Here is a 695-nt window from a genome sequence, read left to right as displayed (position 1 = left end):
TTCGATGCTGCGAGCATCAGTGATGAATTGACAAACTGCGGAAGTACTTTTACTCCGCCTACAGGAGATCTTTGGTTCCAGTTCGAAGCAAACGGAACAAGTACATACTTGATCTCTGCTGAAAACGGACCTGACATGGTTGTTGCACTTTACACGGGTGATGACTGCGGAAACTTAGTAGAAGTGGAAGGATGTTCAGACTTTCCAGAATCTTTTACAGGAACCTATGAAGCAGGAACGTACTACTTCCTAGTGCGACCTTGGAGTGGATCAACATTTAACAATGCTTACGATGTAAGTTTGACTTGCGTTGACGGCGCACCTGACAATGATGAGCCTTGTGGAGCGATTGCACTCGAGTGCAACGCTGAGGGGTTGAACGGATCTTTCCTTGGAGCTACATCTACGATTGACGATGAATGTTTCGGAACAGGAACAGGTGATGTATGGTACAGCTTTGTATCGGATGGAGAGACGGCCTACAGCATTTCAGAGACTTCTTTCAGCAATGTAGTGATCGCCCTTTACACAGCGAGTGAATGCGACGGAGAACTGGAAGAAGTGGTTGCTTGTCAGGATTTCCCTGAAAGCTTCAACGGTGTTTACGATGCAGGAAACTACTTTGTAAGAATTCGTCCGGCAAATGCTGAGCAGACTTTCACAATTGAACTGAACTGTGCTACGCCACCTGAGAA

General features: G+C 46.3%; 1 protein-coding gene. It reads left to right on the top strand.

Annotated elements, in window-relative coordinates; translation table 11 throughout:
- On the top strand, window positions 1-695 hold a 695-nt coding region (locus O3Q51_18400; GenBank protein ID MCZ4410794.1), incomplete at both ends, for a hypothetical protein.

Source organism: Cryomorphaceae bacterium 1068, from assembly GCA_027214385.1.
GTDB lineage: Bacteria > Bacteroidota > Bacteroidia > Flavobacteriales_D > Cryomorphaceae > JAKVAV01.
The sequence above is the reverse complement of the archived record's forward strand: the minus strand, read 5'-3'. Positions and strand labels throughout refer to the sequence as shown.